We start from the raw sequence: 15,928 nt of genomic DNA, 5'->3' as shown, positions 1-15,928 counted from the left end.
TTTAGCCTTTGGTAGCAGCGTCCACGATAACAGCAAACTGGTCAGCCTTCAGGGACGCGCCGCCGATCAGGCCGCCGTCAACATCGGGCTTGCTCAGCAGTTCCTCAGCGTTCTTCGGGTTCATGCTGCCGCCGTACTGGACGGTCAGGGCCTTGGCGGCGTCCTCGCCGTACAGCTCGCCGACGACCTTGCGGATGGCGGCGCAGACTTCCTCGGCCTGGTCAGCGGTAGCGGTCTTGCCGGTGCCGATGGCCCAGATGGGCTCGTAGGCGATAACGACGTTCTTCAGTTCGTCAGCGGTCACGCCGTTCAGGGCAATCTTGACCTGCATACGGACCAGTTCCTCGGTGACGCCCTGCTCACGCTGATCCAGGCTCTCGCCAACGCAGATGATGGGCTTCAGGCCGCCGGCCAGCGCAGCTTTGGTGCGCTTGTTGACAGTCTCGTTGGTCTCGGCAAAGTACTGGCGGCGCTCGCTGTGGCCGATCACGACGTACTCAACGCCCAGGTCGGTCAGCATATCGGCGGAAATTTCGCCGGTGAAGGCGCCGGACTTCTCAAAGTGGACATTCTCGGCACCGACATGGATGTTGGTGCCCTTGGTCATCTCGACAGCGGTGACCAGGTCGGTGAAGGGAACGCAGATAACGACCTCGCAGCCGGCGTCCTTGACAGCGGGGATCAGCTCGCTGATGAGGGCCTTGGCCTCGGTAGCGGTCTTGTTCATTTTCCAGTTGCCAGCAATGATGGCTTTGCGGTTCTGTTTATCCATGGTAATTACTCCTTCCATAATAAGCCTTCCCACTCGAGGGGGGAAGCCTTTACATAAAAAGCGCGGCGGCTCTGCCGCCGCGCTCCTGCGGGTATTGTTGATCAAGCCTTCTGGATGACGGCGATGCCGGGCAGCTCCTTACCCTCGAGGTACTCGAGAGATGCGCCGCCGCCGGTGGAGATGTGGGTCATCTTGTCGCCCAGGCCCATCTGCTGGACAGCAGCTGCTGAGTCGCCGCCGCCGATGACGGTGGTGGCATCGCTCTCTGCCATGGCCTTGGCAACAGCCAGGGTGCCGGCAGCCAGGGTCGGGTTCTCGAACACGCCCATGGGGCCGTTCCAGACAACGGTCTTGCTGGCCTTGACGGCATCAGCAAACAGCTTCATGGTCTCGGGGCCGATGTCGCAGCCTTCCTGGTCAGCAGGGATGGCGCTGACCGGAACAATGGTGGTCTCGATGGGAGCATCGATGGGATCGGGGAAGTCCTTGATGCAGGCAGCGTCAACAGGCAGCAGCAGCTTGACGCCCTTCTCCTGGGCCTTGGCCATCATTTCCTTGCAGTAGTCCAGCTTGGAGTCGTCGCACAGGCTCTTGCCGATCTCATAGCCCTGGGCCTTCAGGAAGGTGTAGGCCATGCCGCCGCCGATGATCAGGGTATCGACCTTCTCGAGCAGGTTGGAGATAACGTTCAGCTTGTCCGCGACCTTGGCGCCGCCCAGAATGGCGGTGAAGGGACGCTCGGGATCGTTCACGGCGTTGCCGAGGTACTTGATTTCCTTCTCCATCAGGTAGCCGACAGCGGTGTCCTTGACATAGTCGGTCACACCGGCGGTGGAGCAGTGAGCGCGGTGGCAGGAGCCGAAGGCATCGTCGACATAAGCGTCGGCGAGGCTGGCCAGCTCTTCGCTGAAAGCGGGCTCATTCTTGGTCTCTTCCTTGCGGAAGCGGGTGTTCTGCAGCAGAACGACGTCGCCGTTGCCCATGGTGGCAACAGCAGCCTTGGCATTCTCGCCGACGACAGTGTCATCGTCCGCAAAGACGACCGGCTGGCTCAGCTTCTCGCTCAGGCGGACAGCAACAGGGGCCAGGCTGAACTTGGCCTCGGGGCCGTTCTTCGGCTTGCCCAGATGGCTGCACAGGATGACCTTAGCGCCGTCGTTGATCAATTTCTTGATGGTCGGCAGTGCGGCGTTGATGCGGTTATCATTGGTGATAACGCCGTCCTTCATCGGGACGTTGAAGTCGCAGCGAACCAGTACGCGCTTACCGGCGTAGTTCTCATCGTCAATGGTCTTTTTACCCAAACCCATAGTAAAAGCTCCTCTCGGTATGTTTCACATTTTTGGCGGGGCGCACCGCACCCCAAGGGGTTTAGTATTATTATACGCACAAAGTTCGATTTGCGCAAGTGTTTTTGATATATTTTTAACTGCTTTGTGTGAAGGGGGTGTAAAATTTTTGTGTCGGGCGGGGCTTTCCCCCTGTGCCTTGACGCCCCTCCCCCTTTGTGCTATAATTCCTCACGAAAGCATACTATTTTACTATGATTTACACAGGAGGGTTAGTGTATGCTAACAAGTGCATTCATTGGGATCCTCATCCCCTTTGCGGGCACGACTATCGGGTCTGCCTGCGTGTTCTTTATGAAAAAGTCCCTGCATCCCGGCGTGCAGCGGGCGTTGACCGGGTTTGCCGCCGGGGTCATGGTGGCGGCATCCATCTGGAGCCTGCTCTCCCCCGCCATGGAGCAGTCCGCCGCGCTGGGGCGGCTGGCGTTCCTGCCCGCCGTTATCGGGTTCTGGCTCGGCGTCGGGTTCCTGCTTCTGCTGGATGTGCTTGTCCCCCACCTGCACCAGGGCGCGGACACGCCCGAAGGCCCCAAAAGCGGCTTTTCCCGCACGACAATGTTGGTGCTGGCCGTCACGCTGCACAATATTCCGGAGGGCATGGCCGTCGGCGTTGTGTACGCGGGATACTTAACCGGCAGCGCGCAGATCACCGCCATGGGCGCACTGGCGCTGTCCCTGGGCATTGCCATCCAGAATTTCCCCGAAGGTGCGATCATTTCAATGCCTTTAAAAGCCGAGGGCATGAGCAAGGACAGGGCGTTCCTGATGGGTACACTGTCCGGCGCGGTGGAACCGCTGGGCGCGCTGTTCACGATCTGGGCGGCGGGGCTGGTCGTGCCTGCGCTGCCGTATCTTTTGAGCTTTGCCGCGGGTGCGATGCTGTATGTTGTTATTGAGGAGCTGATCCCCGAAATGTCCCAGGGTGAACACTCCAACGTGGGCACGATCTGCTTTGCGCTGGGCTTTACCCTGATGATGGCGCTGGATGTAGCGCTGGGGTGACTTGCGTTTGGCGGGCGGCGGACACCTTCCCAAATAAAAACGCCGTCCCTCACCCGGGACGGCGCTTTATTTTACGTATTACCGCTTGATATCGTAGTTCATATTCATCAGGTTGCGGATGCTCTCCACGTCGTCGGTGATGTTGGCATCGCCGTGGATGGTGTGCTTGATGGCGCTGGACGCGACCGCGAAGTTGACCATATCCATCGGCTTATAGTCGTGCATCATGGCGTAGATCAGGCCGCTGGCAAAGGCATCGCCGCCGCCGACACGGTCCAGAATATTAAAGGTATAGAGCTTGGACTCGAACGTGTGACCCTCGTACCACATAAAGGCTTTCAGGCTGTTCTCACTGCCGGAGTGGACATAGCGCACATGGCGGGCAATGCACTTGAGGTTGGGGTAACGGTCGATGAAATGCTGGAAAATTTCGTCCTGCTGCTCATAGCTGGGCTGCAGGGGGACGCCGTCCTTCCAGTCGCCCTTAGCATGATCCTCTTCGTCCTTCCACAGGTGGTACGGCTCGATGCCGAACAGTACATCAACGTAGGGCAGGCACTGGGTGCAGTAGTCGCGGGCATCCTCCCAGGACCACAGCGTGGAACGGAAGTTGCCGTCAAAGCTGACAGTCAGGCCCTTCTCCTTGGCGGTGCGCAGGCAGCGCAGGATAAAATCGGCGCAGTTTTTGTTCAGCGCCGGGGTGATGCCGGACAGGTGCAGCCAGTCGAAGCCGTCAAACAGCTCATCCAGATCGACCTTGGTCAGGTCGTACTCGGTCAGGGCACTGTGCATACGGTCATAGATGACCTTGCTGGGGCGGATGCCGTAGCCGGTCTCAAGGTAATAGGTGCCCAGGCGGTGGCTGGGGGTTTCCTCCTTGGTGGAGAGGATCATCGGCGTGCAGTGGACGTCATTGCAGCGGAGCCAGCGGATGGCGCTTTTGCCCAGGGAGTTGTTGGGCACAACGCTGAAGAAGGTGGAATCCACGCCGAGGTTCGCCAGAGCCAGCGCAATGTTTGCCTCGCTGCCGCCGTAACTGGCCTCGAAAGTGGAAGTCATGCGGATCTTTTCATAGTTCGGCGGGGTCAGGCGCAGCATCACTTCGCCGATAGTGATAAACTTCTGCGGGCTGCTGTTGCCCATCAGGATCGGATTGCTGTGTTCCATGGGGGGAAGTCCTCCTGTTTTTGCCATATTTTGTTAGTTTAAGTGTACCGCATTACAGGCCGAATTGCAAGGTAAAATGCGCAAAATTTGTGCGGTTAGTTTTTTAACAAGAGGGGAACAAAACCTTCCTTGTCAAAGGGGGCCTTCTTTATATTTCCTTCTCAAACTTATCGATCTTCCCGACCTTGCCGATTACCGCCACACTGTCCCCCTCCTTAAAGGTATAGTCCGCGGCAAATTCCACATTGGTCTGGTTGCCGTGCTCCACGGCGATGATATTGATGCCGTAGACTTTGCGCACATCCAGCTGGCGGACGCTTTTGCCCAGCATCTTGCCGCCCACGGCAATGCGCCGCACTTCGACGCCGTCGCCCAGGGCAATGTAATCCAGCAGATTGCCAGAGATCAGCCGCTTGCCAATGCGCACGGCCATGTCAGCCTCGGGGTAGACGACTTCGGCCCCCAGGCGCTTGAGCACTTCGCCGTGGACCTCGCTGGCGGCCTTGGAAATAACGTGGGGCACGCCCAGCTTCGTGACAAGCATCGTAGTCAGAATACTGACATCCACCTGCTCACCAATGCAGATCGTGACGGTGCCGCAGTTCTGCATCCCGGTTTCTTTCAGCGATACTTCGTCCAGTTCATCGATGACAAAGGCGTAATCGGTGTAGCCGCGCACGGCCTTGACCTTGGCTTCGTCCTTGTCCACGGCGATGACCTCTTTGCCCGCGGCAGCCAGCGTTTTGACCAGCGCCGTACCAAACCGACCCAGGCCGATGACGCCGTAACTTTCGGCAGAATTCTTCTTTTTGTCAAACATAGTGGCAATACCTTTCTGAATGTGCTGCGGCAAGCGTCCACGGCGGCATGAGGGCATGCCGCCCTACGGCACACGGTTTTCCGTATTTGTAGGGCGGGGTGCCCTCACCCCGCCGCGCCGTTTACCCAATCGTAATCGCTTCCTCGGTGTAATGGGCGCTGGGTTCAGGGCGCTCAACCCAGAGGGAGAGCAGCGTCACCGCACCCACGCGGCCGATGAACATGGTAAAAATCAGCACCGCTTTGCTGCCGGCCCGCAGCCCCGCCGTGATGCCGGTGGAAAGCCCCGCTGTGCTGTACGCCGACACCTGCTCAAACAGCAGGCGCAGGAAATCCGTCTCCGGCTCCAAAATACAGAGCGCGAAGGTACCGCAGCTCACAACGATCAGGCCCATCAAGGTGATGGTGGCAGCCTTTGCCAGTGAGCCGTCCGGCAGGCGGCGGTGGAATGCGCCGAGCCTGCGCTTGGAGAAGATCGACCGCACCTGCTGCATCAGCACAAAAAATGTGGTCGTCTTGATGCCGCCGCCCGTGGATCCCGGCGACGCACCCACGAACATCAACACCATAATGACCAACAGGCCCGCGCTGCTCAAGCCGCTGAGATCCACAGTGGAGAAACCCGCCGTGCGGGCCGTCATGCTCTGGAAAAACGCCGTCATAAAGTCAAGATGGTCGGTGATTTGCAGCAGCGCCGCGCCGCCGAACAGCAACACTGCCGTCGTCGTCAGCACGACCTTGGTGTGGAAGGTCATTTTGCGAAAATTGCCCCGGCAGCGACCCACATCCAGAATGACCATGAAGCCGATGCCGCCCACAATGACAAGCGCGTCGGTGACGATATTCAGCAGCACATCGCCGCGGTAGGGTATCAGGTTTGTGCCGCCGCCCAGCGCGTCAAAACCCGCATTGTTAAAGGAAGCGATCGAGTGGAAAATACTCAGCCACACCGCCTGCAGCGGCATATGGTTGCCGGCGAACGCCGGGAAACCTAGCACCGCGCCCGCGCCTTCGCAAATCAGGGTCATGAGCAGCACCGCGCGGACAAGGCGGACCATGCCGTCCAGACTTTCCACGTTCAGTGCCTCCCGCACGAGGGAGCGGCCCTTTAAGTTGATGCGCCGCCCGGTCACCAGTGCCAACCCCATGCCGATGGATGCGACACCCAAGCCGCCGATTTGAATGAGCACCGCAATGACGACCTGGCCGAACATACTGAAGGTGTCGGCGGTATCCACCACCACAAGACCCGTGACGCAAACTGCGCTGGTAGCCGTGAACAGGGCGTCCAGCGGGGCAATGTGCAGCCCCGGGTGTACCGCAAAGGGCAGCATCAGCAGCGCCGCGCCGCACAAAATCAGCAGTGCAAAGCCCAGCGCAATGATACGCGCCGGGGGCTGGGTCTTTAAAAATTTTGAGATTGCGCTGCGGATGTAGGACATAGCGGCCTCCGGCAAAAATTTAGCTTTACCGATAGTATAGCACAAATCACGCTGCACCACAACAACCCACTTGCGTACCCACGGCAAATCATGTATAATAAGGTATTACTGATTATAAAGGGGAGGTGTGGCCATGAGCCTGCAAAGTTTTGGATTTTTCGGTTTTCTGCTGGTCGTGGCCGCGGTGTACCTGCACCTGCCGCAGCGCTGGCAGAGCGCGTTTTTGCTGGCGGCCAGCTGGGTTTTCTACGCGCTGGCCATGCCGTCGATGCTGGGCGTGACGATCGCGATTGCGGTGTTCACCTACCTGTGCGGGCGCGGCATGGCGGCCCGCAGCAGCGCCCACAAGACTGCGTTCCTGCGCGGGGGCGTTATCGGGTTGCTGGCGATTCTGGCCTTTTTCAAATATAACGGCGCGTTCGCCAGCGAGGGCGGCTGGCAGGCCGTAGCCATGCCGCTGGGCATCAGCTTTTACAGCTTTGCGGCCATTGCCTACCTGATCGACACCGCGCGGGGCGACTGCGAGGTTGAGACAAATTTCATCGATTGTGCGCTGTTTTTGAACTTTTTTGCCACCGTCACTCAGGGGCCTATCTGCCGCGCCGGGGCGCTGCTGCCGCAGTTTAAGCAGGAGCACCGCTTTGACACCGACCGCACTGTGCGCGCGCTGCGGCTCATGGCGCTGGGCCTGTTTAAGCTGGTGGCTGTCAGCGACGTGCTGGGGCTGCTGGTGGACGAGGTGTTCCCGAATTACCGCAGCTACGGCGGGCCGATGCTGGTGCTGGCCGCCGTGTTTTACACGTTCCAGCTGTATTTCAACTTCTCCGGCTACTCCGAGGTCGCGCGGGCCGTGGGTCTGCTTTTGGGCCTGGAGCTGCCTGAAAACTTCAAGACGCCGTTTTTTGCCACGAATTTTTCCGGGTTCTGGAGCCGGTGGCACATCAGCTTTTCGTCCTGGCTGCAGGATTATCTGTTCATGCCGCTGGCGTGGGCGGATATGTCCGGCGTGACCGGGGGCAGGCTGACCCGCCTGCCCGCCGAGGTGTGCGTGTTTACGGTGTTTTTTGTGTCGGGTTTCTGGCATGGGAACACGCTGCCCTTTGTGGTTTGGGGTCTGCTGCAGGCCTGCTACCGCCTGGGCGAGGAGCTTTTGCACCGCCGCCTGGGCAAGCCCAAAAAGAAAGCGCCCGCCCGCGTTTTGTGGGCCAAGCGGGCCGGGGTGTTTGTGCTGTGGTGCATCAGCATGGTGTTCTTCCGCGTGGGGTCCGCCCCCGCCGCCGCACCGCTGACCGTGGGGGATGCGTTTGCCTACCTGGGCCGCTGCTTCCTGAGCTGGTCGCCCGCGCGGTTTGGCAGCGAATTGTACGCTGCTGCGTCTAATGGATTCTACGCCAACGCCATTATGGTGGCGGCGTACTATGTCTTTGTGGTGCTGGTGCTGGCGCTGGCGTTCTACCTCGACACCCGCCGGGCCTTTGCCTATAAGAACAAGCCCGCCGAGATTTGCCTGGCGGGAGAAAAGCACCGCTGGGCCGTGTATTATGCCCTGGTCGTCGCTTTACTGGTGGGGTACATCATGCAGAGCGGCGGATTTGGGAACAGCGGATTCGGTATGTATGCGGGGTTTTAACCCAACGCCTTCCCCCAAGGGACAGACTCCCCCGATACGGGGGAGGTGGCGCGTAGCGCCAGAGGGGGAGCAGGTGGCACCGCAGCGCCGGATGAGGGGCGTATGTACCGCGATTGCCCATGAAGGGGTCGCCGCGGCAAACTCGCCCCTCATCAGTCAGCGGACAAGCCGCTGACAGCTTCCCCCGAGGGGAAGCCATTTTAACGAAAGGAGGCTTCCGCCCATGAAGAATATCCTAAAAAAACTTGCATTATTGATGATTCCAGTTTTGCTTTGGTTCGCATTCTTCGTTGCCTTTGAGCCTAACAACTACTTCGGGCTGAAAGCCTCCGCTTCGTCCAGCCAGCCGGTGGCGCGGGTAAGGGCCTACCAGCAGGAGCCTGGCACGAATCTGATCTTGGGTGACAGCCGCCTGGCGCATTTTGATATGGCGCTGGTGGACGAGCTTTCCGGCCGGAATTGGCAGAATCTCGCCTTCGGCGGCGCGTCGCTGAAAGAAACCCTCGACCTCGCGGACTATGTGCTGGATTCCGGCCGCGAAGTTGACACCCTGCTGGTGGAAGTCTCGTTCTACACGCTGAACGCCGGGTACAACACCGACCGCTTTGCCACGCTGGAAAAGACGCTGAACAATCCGCTGGCCTACTGCTTCAATTTAGAATACAACGTCAACGCCCTGACCGTGGCCATGGATACGCTGCGCGGCACGCCGGACACCATCGAGTCCGGGGACTGGACCGACGCGGATTACCTGGCCGACGATGGTACGGTTTTGCCGCTGCACCGCAAATTATATGACTACACCGCCACCATCACGCCCCGCTGCAAAAGCTGGGCGCTGAACACTGAGCAATTCGACCGCCTGCACACGCTGGCCCGGCGCTGCCAGGCCGAGGGTGTGCGGCTCATCGTGGTTCTGCCTCCGATGGCTGATAATGTCCGCACCGAGGTCTGTGACGTGTTCGGCATCACCGATGTGATGCAGGATACCGTGCTGCCGCAGCTGACCGGCTGGGCCGCAGAATGCGGCTTTACCCTATTGGATTACGAGTGGGGCGGCAGCGCCATCACCGACGATGACACGCAGTTTTTTGACGGTTTCCATCTGGATGAAAAGTACGGCCTGCCGGTTTGGACACAAGAGTTGTTTAACGATATTGCAGGTTGACATATAGGGCGGCATACCCCCATGCCGCCGCGGCGGGGTGAGGACACCCCGCCCTACATCCACCGGACAAGGGGGCATCCTCATTTGTAGGGGACGGCGTCCCCGACGCCCCACGAGCGGATGCAAGCATCCGCCCCTACAACTTACTTTGCATGGGAGTTGCTATCAATGGCACTAGATTTCCTGATTTTATACGAGCATACCGTCCGCGAGTATGAGAGCGACCTGCTCTTGAAGCTCGAGCTGGAACGCCGCGGTTACACGGTGGAGATCCGCCAGCTGCTGGATCCGAAGCACCTGCGGCTGTTCGGCAAGGACAAGCCGGAAGTGCTCGTCGCCAGCTGTATGTATGACAACGAGGCCATCAACAGCCATGTCTACAACAACATCGGCAAATGCAACAAGATCGTCAACCTGCATTGGGAGCAGATGCTCTCCGACACGCAGGAGGAGGGCGACTGGTTCAATATGAACGGCAACGCCAAGCGCTGCGTGCAGACCTGTTGGGGCAAGCGCACCGCCGCCCGCCTGCAGGCCCACGGCATGGACGCCAAAAACACGCCTGTCACCGGCGCAGTCATGATGGACTTTCTGCGGCCGGAGTTTGACGGCTACTTTAAAGACAAACAGACCTTGTGCAAAGAGTTCGGCCTGGACCCGGCCAAGCAGCTGCACCTGTATATTTCCAGCTTCGGCTACGCCAGCATGAATGACGACGAGGTCGCCGAGCTTTCCAAGATGGCGGGCACCGATTTTACCGGCTTTGCCAAGACGAACCGTGTCTCGATGAAGGAGACACTGCGTTGGTTCGATGAATATTTAGGTCAGCATCCCGAGGTCGAGCTGGTCTACCGCCGCCACCCCAGCGAGTGGAACAGCCCCGCGCTGGAAGAACTGGCGAAGAAGCGGCCGAACTTCCATGTCATTTTTGCCGACTCTGTCAAGCAGTGGATCGTGGCGGCAGACTCTATTTCCATCTGGATGAGCACCGCCATCGCCGAGGTGTACATGGCCGGCAAGAGCTGCCACATCCTGCGCCCGGTGCCCATTGAGCACGAGTACGACCCGGTCATCTACAAGGATGCCCATTATGTGACGACCTGCGGCGAGTTTGCCGCTGCCATGGCCGCGCCGGAACCGCCGTTCCCGATTGCAAAGGACGTTATCGAGGGCTATTTTGACCCGAGCGATACGCCCGCCTACAAGCGGATGGCCGACCTATTGGAGGATGTATACAAGAACCCGCCCCGGGACGAGCCGATGGGCGAAGGCTTCACGCCGCACTTTAACAAGGTAAAGTTCTGTGCGCTGGCCGGGGTGCATTTTCTCTACCGCCACGGCTGGGAGCCGAAAAAGGTATTTGCCTTCTGCCCCCCGCTGGCCAATTTTGCCCAGCGCATTTATGGGTATGTGGACAAAGCCCATGTAACGCCGGAACAGGTGGCAGCAATGACGGAACGCATTAAGCCGTTCGTCCGCTGAGCATGTAGGGGCCGGGCATGCCCGGCCCTCCGCAGTGCGGCAGACGCGCAGTAATGGCAAGGCCGCGGGCCGGGCATACCCGGCCCCTACAACGCTATGATAGGACACACATATGTCAGAAAGCAAAAAATCCTCCGGTGAATCCTTTGCCGGGAATGTGATGAAATACTCGGTGGCGACCTATTTAGGCTTCGCCATCACCGGGCTGGCGCTCATCGTCAAGGGGCTGCTGCCCGCCGAGGTCCTGGGTGCGCCGGTCACCTTCATGACCTACACGGCCACCCTCATGAACATCGGCATCCTGGGCCTGGATCAGGCGCTGCTGCGCTTTTACCATGAGCCGCCCGCCGGGGCCGAGCCGCGCCAGCTGTTCGCAGCCTGCACCCGCATTTCGGCATCGTTCATGATGCTGCTGGGTGTCGCAGGCAGCGTGTTCTTTGCCCAGCCGCTGGCGGCGGCCTTCGGCCTGGGGTCGGCAGGCCCCGGCATCGTGCCGCTGCTGTTCATCAATGCGGCGCTGTATATGCTGGTGCGGTATCTGAACGTGCTGCTGCGCCTGGAAAACGACCTGCGCGCCTACACGGCTGAAACACTCTGGATGCAGGGCTGCTACAATCTGTTCTACCTGCTGCCGGGCTTTTTCACCTCCAACGTATTTATCCTGGCCGTGGCGGCCATTTTAAGCTTTGGCGTGGTTGCCATTGCATTCGGGTACAAGTACCGCAGCGCTGTGTTTGCGCCGCTGCCCGCCAGCCAGCTGGGCGGCATTGCCCGCCAGACTGTGCCCTACGGCGTGGCACTGGCCCCGGCCCAGATCTTGTTCAGCCTGTCCAGCGGTATCTGCCTTTCCTTTGTGGGCAACGCCTGCGGCGAGAATGCGCAGGGCCTGTTTGCCTTCGGGTACAGCCTGGCACAACTGGTCACGGCCATCCAGGCGGGCTTCTCCACCTACTGGGGCCCCTACGTCTACGCCCACTACCGCGAGGAGCAGGAGCGCATCTGCCGCGTACATGACGTTTTGAACCTGCTGATCTTCAGCTTCTTCTGCGTGCTGGTCATGTTCGAGGATATCGTGTTCGTGATTTTCCCCGACAAGCGCGGGTGCCTCGCCATTTTCCCGCTGCTGATGCTGGCCGTCGTCTTCAACATTCTGTGCGAGGGCACGGTCTACGGCAACTCGATTGCCCGCAAACCGTGGCATGATACCATCGGCATCGGGCTGGGGGCGCTGTCCAACCTGGGGCTGTGCGCGGTGCTGGTACCCGCCTTTGGGCTGACCGGCGCAGCGCTGGCCCTGGCCGCCAGCAACGGCATTGCGTTTTTGTACCGCAGCGTCACGGGCCAGATGTACTACCGCACCGTCGCCAGCTATGCCAAGACGATTTCCGGCTTTCTGCTGGCGTTCGCGGTCACAGCAGTCGGCACGTTGCTGTGGCAGCATTTTATTATAAAATTTGCGCTGATAGGTGTGATTTTGTTCATCTACTGCACCCTCTACCGTGCACAGCTCGCCAAGCTCTGGGGCATCGGCCTTGGCATCCTGCGCAGCATCTTCCACAGAAAGTAAGGCGAAACCATGAAACATTGCGGCACACAGGAATTGACGACGGAACGTTTAGTTTTGCGGCAGCTTTCCATCGATGACAGCGAAATGATGTACAACAACTGGGCCCGCGACAAGCAGGTGACGAAGTATCTGCGCTGGAACGCCCACCGCAGCTGGGGCGAGACTGCCGAAACGCTGAATGAGTGGGAAAAACACTACAACGACCCGAAGTTTTACCAGTGGGGCATCACCGACAAGCATTCGGAGGTGCTGATGGGGACCATCAGCCTGTGCCCTGCCCCGATGTTGAAAACCGGCTGGCACCTGAACACCGAGCGCCTGGGCGCCCCCTGGGAGGTCGGCTACGCGCTGGGCCGCAAGTGGTGGAACAAGGGCTACATGACCGAGGCCCTGTGCGCTGTGCGGGACTACTGGTTTGACACGGTGGGGGCTGACTGGCTGGCCGCCGTACACGCCAACGAGAACATTGCCAGCGCCGCCGTTTTGGAGAAGGCGGGCTTTGTCTACGACCATGACGTGACCGACCGCAAGTTTGACGGCACGCCGGTCCCCTGCCGTGCGTACCATCTTTTGAAAGAGGAATTATGAGCGATAACACGACTGAATTAGACTTTGGCACCACTGCCCAGAAAACCACCGACGCCGAGAAACTGCCGGTAGTGCTGCTGGCGTTGGACCAGGGCAAGTACGATATAACCCGCAGCCTGGACGAGCTGCGGGCGCTGGCCGACGCCAACGGTATGGACGCCGTGGCCGAGGTGGTGCAGAAACGCTCGACCCCCGAGGCCGCCACGCTGCTGGGCGAGGGCAAGGTCGCCGAGGCGCGGCTTGTCTGCCAGAACGTAAACGCAGCCGCCGCGATTTTTGACGGCGAGCTGACCGGCAGCCAGATCCGCAATCTGTCGGCGGCACTGCAAGTCGAAGTGCTGGACCGCACGATGCTGATCCTCGAAATTTTCCGCGCCCGCGCTACCACGAACGAGGGCAAATTGCAGACCGAACTTGCCACACTGCGCTACCAGCTGCCGCGCCTGCAGGGCCTGGGCGAGAGTTTGAGCCGCCAGGGCGGCGGCGGCGGGGGCGGCGGCGGTGCCCGCCGCGGTGCCGGTGAGACAAAGCTGGAGCTGGATCGCCGCCACCTGCACCACCGCATTGAGCATCTGGAAGGCCGCCTGAAAGAGCTGGAAAAGCGCCGCGGCGAGACCCGCCGGGCACGGCAGAAAAACAACGTGCCGGTGGTGGCGCTGGTCGGCTACACAAACGTGGGCAAGTCGAGTTTGCTGAACGCCCTGTGCGGCGAGCAGATCTTTGAGGCCGATATGCTGTTTGCCACGCTGGACCCCACAGCCCGCAAGCTGGTGCTGCCCAGCGGGCTGCAAATCATCCTGGTGGACACGGTCGGTTTCGTCAGCCGCCTGCCGCACCATCTGGTGGAGGCGTTCAAATCAACGCTGGAGGAAGCCGCGTTCGCCGATGTCATCATCAAGGTCGCCGACGCGGGCGACGCCCAGGCCGCCGAACAGCTGGCCGTGACCGATGAAGTTTTGGGCAGCCTCAACTGCGATGGCATCCCCCAGCTGGTGGTCTACAACAAGTGCGACGTCGCCAATGCCGTGGCCTTTGACCCGGATATCCTCTTGACCAGCGCCAAGACCGGCTATGGCCTGGACGCGCTGCTGGCGAAGATCGACGAGGTGCTGAACCACCGCGTCCGCACCATTGAGGTCGTGCTGCCCTATGACAAGCTGGCCTTGGCCGATATCTTGCGCAGCCGCGGCAGCGTCGCCGAGGAGGAATACCGCGAGGAGGGCGTTTTTTACCGCGCCACCGTAAAAATCGACGATTTGCATAGGTTTGAGGAATACCTGCTTTAATCGTTCTGTAGGGGCCGGACATGTCCGGCCCTCAACTTTCCCGCAAATGCGCTCCTGCCTTTCGGCTGCGGGCCGGGCATGCCCGGCCCCTACGGTGTGTTTTCCCGTTGACATCTCATAGCTCTGCGTTTTATAATAATTCTGGCGGGCTGTGCCCGCACCTTATGTATTATCTATTATCTTTTATCTATAAAAAGGGGTAATAACTATGTCTACCGTCCGCACTCGCTTTGCGCCGTCCCCCACAGGCTATATGCATGTAGGCAACCTGCGCACCGCACTGTATACCTATCTGCAAGCGCGCCACAACGGCGGCACCTTTATCCTGCGCATTGAGGACACCGATCAGGGCCGTCTGGTCGAGGGCGCCACCGACATTATCTACAACACGCTGAAGGCCACCGGCCTGACCTGGGACGAGGGCCCCGACATCGGCGGCCCTGTCGGCCCCTATGTCCAGAGCGAGCGCATGGGCATGTTCAAGCAATATGCCGAGCAGCTGGTCAAGGCCGGCAAAGCGTACTACTGCTTCTGCACCGAGGAGCGCCTGAATGAGATGCACGAGGCCCAGCGCGCCGCCGGCGAGATGACCCACTATGACGGGCATTGCCGCAACCTGAGCGCCGAGGAGGTCGCCGCCAAGCTGGCCGCCGGGGAGCCGTATGTCATCCGCCAGAAAATTCCCGAGAGCGGCATGGCGGGCTTTGACGATGTTGTCTATGGCCACATCGAGGTCGATGTCAAGGAGCTGGACGACCAGATTCTGATCAAGACCGACGGTATGCCCACCTACAACTTTGCCAATGTCGTGGACGACCACCTCATGGGCATCACCCACGTCATCCGCGGCAGCGAGTATCTGTCCTCGACGCCGAAGTATAACCTTTTGTATGACGCTTTCGGCTGGGAAAAACCGGTTTACATCCACTGCCCGCCCGTTATGAAGGATGCACAGAACAAGCTGAGCAAGCGCAACGGCGACGCCAGCTATCAGGACCTGGTGGCGAAGGGCTACCTGCCCGCCGCCGTGCTGAATTATCTGCTGTTGCTGGGCTGGGCACCCGAGGGCGAGCAGGAGATCTTCAGCCTGGATGAAATGATCAAGATCTGGGATCCGTCCCGCATCTCGAAGTCCCCCGCCATCTTTGACCCGCTGAAGCTGCGCGCCATCAACGCCGCCTACATCCGCGCTCTGCCGGCCGAGGAGTTCCGCCGTCTGGCCGACCCGTTCATCGACAGCGCCGTCCACTGCGACATCGACCGCGACCTGCTCTGCGCCAATTTGCAGCCCCGCTGCGAGGTGCTGGAGGATATCCCGCCGCAGCTCGATTTCTTTGATGCCGTGCTGCCGATCGATGCCGAGATGTACCGCAACAAGAAGCAGAAAACGACCCCCGAGTCCGCCAAAGAGGCCCTGACCGCCCTGCTGCCGGTGCTGGAGGCCCAGACCGACTGGACCCGCGACGCGATCTTTGAGGCCTGCAAGACGCTGGCCGAGCAGATGGAGAAGAAGAACGGCTGGCTGCTGTTCCCGTTGGGCATTGCCCTGTCCGGCAAGGCCCGCACCCCGGGCGGCGGCACCGATTTGGCCGCCATGATGGGCAAAGAGGAAACCCTCAACCGCGTGAAGGACGCACTGGGAAAGCTGTAAATGAA

At 60.0% G+C, this 15,928-nt stretch carries 13 protein-coding genes; 8 read left to right on the top strand and 5 right to left on the bottom strand.

The genetic code is table 11. The features are described 5' to 3' along the window. Window position 1: 1 nt before the first annotated feature. Both tpiA and GPK89_RS01095 read right to left on the bottom strand, forming a co-directional pair. Window positions 2-772: a triose-phosphate isomerase gene (gene tpiA, locus GPK89_RS01100; protein ID WP_078784486.1), complete on the bottom strand. Its 771-nt coding sequence runs from the start codon at window positions 770-772 to the stop codon at window positions 2-4. A gap of 101 nt (window positions 773-873) precedes the next feature. Next, on the bottom strand, window positions 874-2,082 hold the full coding sequence (locus GPK89_RS01095; RefSeq protein WP_215690947.1) for a phosphoglycerate kinase: 1,209 nt from the start codon (window positions 2,080-2,082) through the stop codon (window positions 874-876). A gap of 258 nt (window positions 2,083-2,340) precedes the next feature. On the opposite strand from GPK89_RS01095, the gene GPK89_RS01090 reads away from it, so the two are divergent. After that, the gene (locus tag GPK89_RS01090; protein WP_215690944.1) at window positions 2,341-3,123 is read left to right on the top strand and encodes a ZIP family metal transporter; all 783 of its coding nucleotides are present in this window, start codon (window positions 2,341-2,343) and stop codon (window positions 3,121-3,123) included. 78 nt (window positions 3,124-3,201) lie between these two features. On the opposite strand, the gene GPK89_RS01085 is transcribed toward GPK89_RS01090, so the two are convergent. The 3 genes from GPK89_RS01085 to GPK89_RS01075 all read right to left on the bottom strand — a co-directional run bounded on the left by GPK89_RS01085 (window position 3,202) and on the right by GPK89_RS01075 (window position 6,551). Further along, a complete protein-coding gene (locus GPK89_RS01085; protein WP_215690942.1) occupies window positions 3,202-4,290 on the bottom strand; it encodes a sugar kinase in 1,089 nt (362 codons plus the stop codon). A gap of 148 nt (window positions 4,291-4,438) precedes the next feature. After that, the gene (locus GPK89_RS01080; protein WP_215690939.1) at window positions 4,439-5,110 is read right to left on the bottom strand and encodes a potassium channel family protein; all 672 of its coding nucleotides are present in this window, start codon (window positions 5,108-5,110) and stop codon (window positions 4,439-4,441) included. 121 nt (window positions 5,111-5,231) lie between these two features. Then, window positions 5,232-6,551 carry a TrkH family potassium uptake protein gene (locus GPK89_RS01075; RefSeq protein ID WP_215690937.1) on the bottom strand — a complete coding sequence of 440 codons (1,320 nt, stop codon included), beginning with the start codon at window positions 6,549-6,551 and terminating at the stop codon, window positions 5,232-5,234. 133 nt (window positions 6,552-6,684) lie between these two features. On the opposite strand from GPK89_RS01075, the gene GPK89_RS01070 reads away from it, so the two are divergent. The 7 genes from GPK89_RS01070 (at window position 6,685) to gltX (ending at window position 15,923) form a co-directional block, all read left to right on the top strand. Further along, a complete protein-coding gene (locus GPK89_RS01070) occupies window positions 6,685-8,181 on the top strand; it encodes an MBOAT family O-acyltransferase (protein ID WP_215690936.1) in 1,497 nt (498 codons plus the stop codon). A gap of 223 nt (window positions 8,182-8,404) precedes the next feature. Further along, window positions 8,405-9,349 (top strand): hypothetical protein, encoded by a 945-nt coding sequence (locus GPK89_RS01065; protein ID WP_215690934.1) that lies wholly within the window; start codon window positions 8,405-8,407, stop codon window positions 9,347-9,349. A 168-nt stretch (window positions 9,350-9,517) separates the two neighbouring features. Continuing rightward, window positions 9,518-10,831, top strand: coding sequence for a surface carbohydrate biosynthesis protein (locus tag GPK89_RS01060; protein WP_215690931.1), 1,314 nt, complete (start codon window positions 9,518-9,520; stop codon window positions 10,829-10,831). A 112-nt stretch (window positions 10,832-10,943) separates the two neighbouring features. After that, window positions 10,944-12,398, top strand: a complete 1,455-nt coding sequence (locus GPK89_RS01055) for a lipopolysaccharide biosynthesis protein (RefSeq protein ID WP_215690928.1) — start codon at window positions 10,944-10,946, stop codon at window positions 12,396-12,398. A gap of 9 nt (window positions 12,399-12,407) precedes the next feature. After that, the gene (locus GPK89_RS01050) at window positions 12,408-12,986 is read left to right on the top strand and encodes a GNAT family N-acetyltransferase (protein WP_215690925.1); all 579 of its coding nucleotides are present in this window, start codon (window positions 12,408-12,410) and stop codon (window positions 12,984-12,986) included. Next, entirely contained in the window at window positions 12,983-14,272 is a 1,290-nt protein-coding gene (hflX, locus tag GPK89_RS01045) for a GTPase HflX (protein ID WP_215690922.1), read from the top strand. Before GPK89_RS01050 ends, hflX begins: the two co-directional genes overlap by 4 nt. A 208-nt stretch (window positions 14,273-14,480) precedes the next feature. Beyond that, window positions 14,481-15,923 carry a glutamate--tRNA ligase gene (gene gltX / locus GPK89_RS01040; protein ID WP_215690914.1) on the top strand — a complete coding sequence of 481 codons (1,443 nt, stop codon included), beginning with the start codon at window positions 14,481-14,483 and terminating at the stop codon, window positions 15,921-15,923. Window positions 15,924-15,928: the final 5 nt, after the last annotated feature.

Origin of the sequence: Gemmiger formicilis (assembly GCF_018784445.1) — a bacterium.
In the GTDB taxonomy this organism is placed as follows: domain Bacteria; phylum Bacillota; class Clostridia; order Oscillospirales; family Ruminococcaceae; genus Gemmiger.
This window is presented reverse-complemented; position numbering and strand designations above follow the sequence as displayed.